Source organism: Xenorhabdus miraniensis (genome assembly GCF_002632615.1).
In genome coordinates this window covers 1-4,621 of sequence record NZ_NITZ01000059.1, presented here as the reverse complement: position 1 = coordinate 4,621, position 4,621 = coordinate 1, and the positions used below count along the sequence as shown (strand labels likewise).

The window sequence follows — 4,621 nt, the reverse complement described above, 5'->3', positions numbered from 1 at the left end:
AACAGATTTCCCCAATGGTACATAGCGGATTGCTTCACGGTTTGGATAAATTCGAGCGGTTTTTGGCTGCCTGATTTATCCAAAGATGTAAATTTAGGGTGAGTTTGGTTATGCTGTGTACCAGCCATTATCGTTACTCCAATTAACGGTTTTTGGTCAGACGCCTCAGATGTGTTCCAGCACACTGGGGCGTTGTTTTTTCATATTGATATAGGTAATGTGTAATGACACATAAATACATTACAGTGAGTGTAATTGACATGTCAACACACAAAAATACTCGCCGGGGAAATCCTCCATTCCAATTCAGGCTTGATCCTGAACTACGGGCACTGATGGAGATAGCCCAGGCACAAGATGGTGATGAATCTTTAGCTGCGTGGATTAAGCGCCTTATCCGCAAAGAATTACAGTCAAGAGGAATTGAATCTAACCCCTGAAAAAAATATGTTGAGGGTAGGCAAGTGCCACCCTTATCTTTTGTATTCTTATCAAATGGTAGGTACATGTCATTAAATACCACGAGATTCAGCAATCCGTTGATCTACCCAGCCATCAATTTCTGATTCAACAAACGCCACCGAACGAGGGCCGATTTTGACTTGCTTCGGGAATTGACCTTCTTTAATCAGCCTGTAGATCCAGGCCTTGCTATAGCCTGTTCTGCGCTGAACTTCTGGCAGGCGAATAAGACTTTCTTTAGATGTTGTCATTGTTGGCATGTATACCCCCTGTTATCGAGTCCTTGAAATGCCTTGGTAGACGTTATTTGATGACAGAGGATTATTTAAAAATTCCCTTTAATTGAAAGCGTAAACTCTTTATGCAATTCGAAAAATTAAATTCGGGGTATTGACTGTATGAAAAATAGTCCGGCGTGCCACGGGCACAGAAGATTAAAAAGCAATCATGTGATAATGAATGCTTTTTATTAATGAATTGAAAAGTAACGGAATATATTATTTATTCAGAAAGTGGAGCTTTAATCATCTATTTTTTGTATGAAAAATGGTCTTGCTTGTCTTGGGCAAAAAAGTTTAAAAAATCGTCTTTTGCGTAAGTTTTAATCAAAAGAAAGATAAAATAAATTGTTGACAAGATCAGAATATAAAATTCTTATCTGTTTATAAACTGCATAAAAAAACAGACTTTGCTGGTACGACCAGAAAAGGATGAAATATCACCATATGATGTTTGTTATACTATGGTGGATTTATCCATTACTCTATCTGGCAGTATTTTGTAGAAAGGTACGGCTAAATCTGAAAGTTGGCGAGGAGCGGAATTTGCGTTATGTAAACGAAGGGAATGTCATACCCTGATAGATATATTTCAGCTTTTTACTTCCGATGGGATAGTCGTAATAAGCTGATGAACCTTTGCAACTAATGATTTTTAGTTGAATTTTACGCATGATAGGCCGCAATACTCTGCGGGCGGTCAAAATTCATACTGTTTTTGCTAAAGCCAAATCTATTCAGATCCAAATCTCGCCATAACTTGCCATCAAATATAGTTGCATCAATAAATGTCGTTCTGGCAGCACCTGGATGAATTGCCACATCACCAATATTCGAACGAGATATCTTCGAAGGATAAACAGTTTCAGAGAGTACAAGTTGAGTAGTGGGAGGCATTTACGGCAGGCCCTTTTATGTTCTTAACCCTAATGTTTATTTGACGGAGAAACTTGTGTTCAAAGCATATCTTCTCGCATTTGCGGGTTCATTATCATGAACCATACTCTACTTATTATTAAGATTCGATTAGTTGGATGTACAAGTATTATGAAATTAGCGGAGGTAAGTACATCATGTTGCTCCCAATTCAGACCCTATAGCCTTATCTTCAGCACCAGAGTCTTTGATGGTAGCTCCTGTCATCATGTTGTAGTGGCCAATTTGACCTGCTTTACCGAAGATGCTTTGAAAGACACGAAGATATGCTTCATTGGTTTGCTCACCATGGTTGATGTACAGGTCGTCATGAATTGAGTGAGAGCCATCGTTGACCCAGGAAAATAGAGATTGGCAAATCAACTTGTCACGCCCTTCGAAGAGTGTACAGATTTCATCTTTACTCATTCCACCCCACATAGTGAAATAGTTTTCCAATATGCGGCGTAATGTATTTTGCAGGTTGACACAGGAAATGTTTTTTGACTTCACATTTTTCCCATAGAAGTTCATAGGCTGAACGGATTGGATTAGTTTCATAACGCTCAACAACTGAACCATGCTGTAGCTTTTTTACCATCCAGAAACTTTCTTCATTGAGTACGCTACCGGCTGGTCTGCTCTTATTGAAGCTGATCTCTTTGTGAAAATAGACGTTATGAGTCAGTATAAATACCTGTTTGATCGAAGAACTCTGTCTTCTTGTCTCTTCCATCACGCTTTTAATAAGACTGCTAACGATATAAAGAATATCGCTGTCTAACGAAGATATGGGATCGTCAAACACGATTACTCGATTTGTTGTAATGCCTGGATTTGTTGTAATGCCTGAGGGGGCTTGAGACCCTTTGATGAGGTAGTAAAAGTACAAAAAAGTGATAAATGTTTTTTCACCTTCACTCAGTGAACGGCCTGCATCCACACCGTTTGCACGAATTATTCGATAGTGACAGCCTTCGTCGGCCTCAGAGATAGAAAAGGAATGGAAACCGAATTTCTGTAGTAGATCGTTGATTGCTGAAATAGTTGGTTGAATGGATGTAGTTTGTTTTTCCAGCTCTTTTACTTGATTTTGCAGACCTCGAAGCCGTGTGTTCTCTTCCAACAGGCTTTTCTCCATGCCCTGAATGGTTCTTATCAAGCCATCCTGAGCTTGATGATATTGCTGCAAGTCGTCCGCTAATTCATTTAATACATAACGCCAGACTTGAGAAGTTAATGTCTGTTTCTCAGTTGTAATATTAGCCAAAGTTTGGTTATGACGGGTTGTCGCTTCATTGGCTTCTATCACCAAGGCCTGCAACTGTGTGATCAGGGGTTGAACTGATTCCAGTTCCATTTTTCGGCTTGGTTCATCAAGCTTGTTTACCAGTTTGGATTGATTGACTTTCAGTCGTTCAACAAGCGCCTGGGATTCTGCATTAAACAGATCTATATTTAGGAACGGGTTATTAATTTCCACATTGCGCTGTATGGCAGCTGTTAATCGGTCGCTTGCCTTCTGGTAGTTCGTTTGCAACTCCTTTAGCGATTGTATGTCGTTGTCATAGGCTTCGCTAAAGAATGCCGCGAGATTATTAGAGAAATGATCATCCGTTGGCTGCTGGCAGAAAGGGCATGTCCCCGGGTTCTGCTCGTGATACTTACGACCTTGTTTTACCCAATCACTGTTACCCAGACGGTTGATGAGAGCTGCAATTTCAATGTCCTGACTCCCGACAATCACTTTTTGCAGTAATAGATTTCCCTCAATGATGACAAGATCATCGGATAACATATTTTCAAGCGGTGTGGCACGTTCAATGCTGTTTGAAAAAATAGTCTGTGCTTTTTGTTTCAGCTCTTCCAGCATGAGTAATTCAGCCTTATTCGATGCCTGCTCAGCTAACACCTTTGCTTTAAAATTCTCGGCGTTTTTTCGTAGCCTACTGAATGCAGTCTGAAAATAGGCGTCATGTAGTTGTTTCTGCTTCCAACATTTATCACGCAGTGCAGGTTCGAGGTCTTCGAGTTCTTTGCGTTTACCGGGGTGTTCATCCGAACCATCTAATTGGATATTAAGGCTTGATATTCGGTCATTTACTTTAGCTATTTCAGGCTGTAAACGAGCGATTTCGCGCTCAGCTTCAATCTGATTTTCACCCAAGGTAAAAACACCCTGTAGAGGACCATCCTGATTAAAGTTTCGATCAACGAAATCCCGGTTATACACCATCCGTTCAAGCTCTATGCCACTTTGCCATTGCAGTTGGCAATGCTCATGGCCATGCGCTTGAGCAATCACACGACTAATGGTCGTCTTACCTGTACCGTTTGCACCAAAAATATAATTGATGCGGCGGAGATCACTGAGCTTTGCAGGATTCTGGTAGGTAGCTAGCGGTAAATTGATTTGGATTTCGCCGATCATGTCCTCTCCTCAGAGTTCGCCTGAAAAGGCTTTTTTTTTCTGATCGATAAGAAATTGTTGCTGATAGCCTCGTTGTCTTCGCATTAGTTTTCAATCAACGTTGCTACCTTTTCTGAAATAGCTTCGTATTCCTTTTGCTCATTGATAGGTACAATAGGAATCGGCATTACCTTGATCATTCAAATGTTTTAATCCATCTATTATCAGATTAAAGATGAAATAATACAACTATAGGTTGTATAAAAAGCAGACTTTGTTGGCACTGCCAACAAAGTCTAAAAAATCATCTTTTATTCAATATATTATAAATATTAATTAATGTTACTTCCGGCGTTTCTTAGCAAAATCATACGGAGTGATATGTTTTTCCCGGTTGGCATCCAGATAATCGGCCCACCACTGAACCATCAGTCGCCGTTCATCCAGATGCTTAGAGGTGTGAATATAGGCGGCTCTGACGTTTTTTCTTTCTACATGGCTTAACTGGCGTTCGATGGCGTCATCGTTCCATAATCCTGATTCACCCATCGCACCG

The 4,621-nt window shown here is 40.3% G+C and carries 3 protein-coding genes and 2 pseudogenes; 1 reads left to right on the top strand and 4 read right to left on the bottom strand.

The features are described 5' to 3' along the window. Nucleotides 1-260: 260 nt before the first annotated feature. Complete coding sequence (locus tag Xmir_RS21880) at nt 261-440, top strand: YlcI/YnfO family protein (RefSeq protein WP_099116082.1); 180 nt, start codon at nt 261-263, stop codon at nt 438-440. Between the two features lie 72 nt (nt 441-512). Here Xmir_RS21880 and Xmir_RS21875 read toward each other — a convergent pair whose 3' ends face one another. The 4 genes and pseudogenes from Xmir_RS21875 to Xmir_RS21860 all read right to left on the bottom strand — a co-directional run. Beyond that, nucleotides 513-722 carry a helix-turn-helix transcriptional regulator gene (locus Xmir_RS21875; RefSeq protein ID WP_099116081.1) on the bottom strand — a complete coding sequence of 70 codons (210 nt, stop codon included), beginning with the start codon at nt 720-722 and terminating at the stop codon, nt 513-515. Nucleotides 723-1,406: 684 nt separating this feature from the next. After that, nucleotides 1,407-1,637 (bottom strand): hypothetical protein, encoded by a 231-nt coding sequence (locus Xmir_RS21870; RefSeq protein WP_099116080.1) that lies wholly within the window; start codon nt 1,635-1,637, stop codon nt 1,407-1,409. 174 nt (nt 1,638-1,811) lie between these two features. Next, a pseudogene (locus tag Xmir_RS21865) lies at nt 1,812-4,086 on the bottom strand (AAA family ATPase). 321 nt (nt 4,087-4,407) lie between these two features. Further along, nucleotides 4,408-4,621, bottom strand: a pseudogene (locus tag Xmir_RS21860) (tyrosine-type recombinase/integrase); the annotation flags it as partial.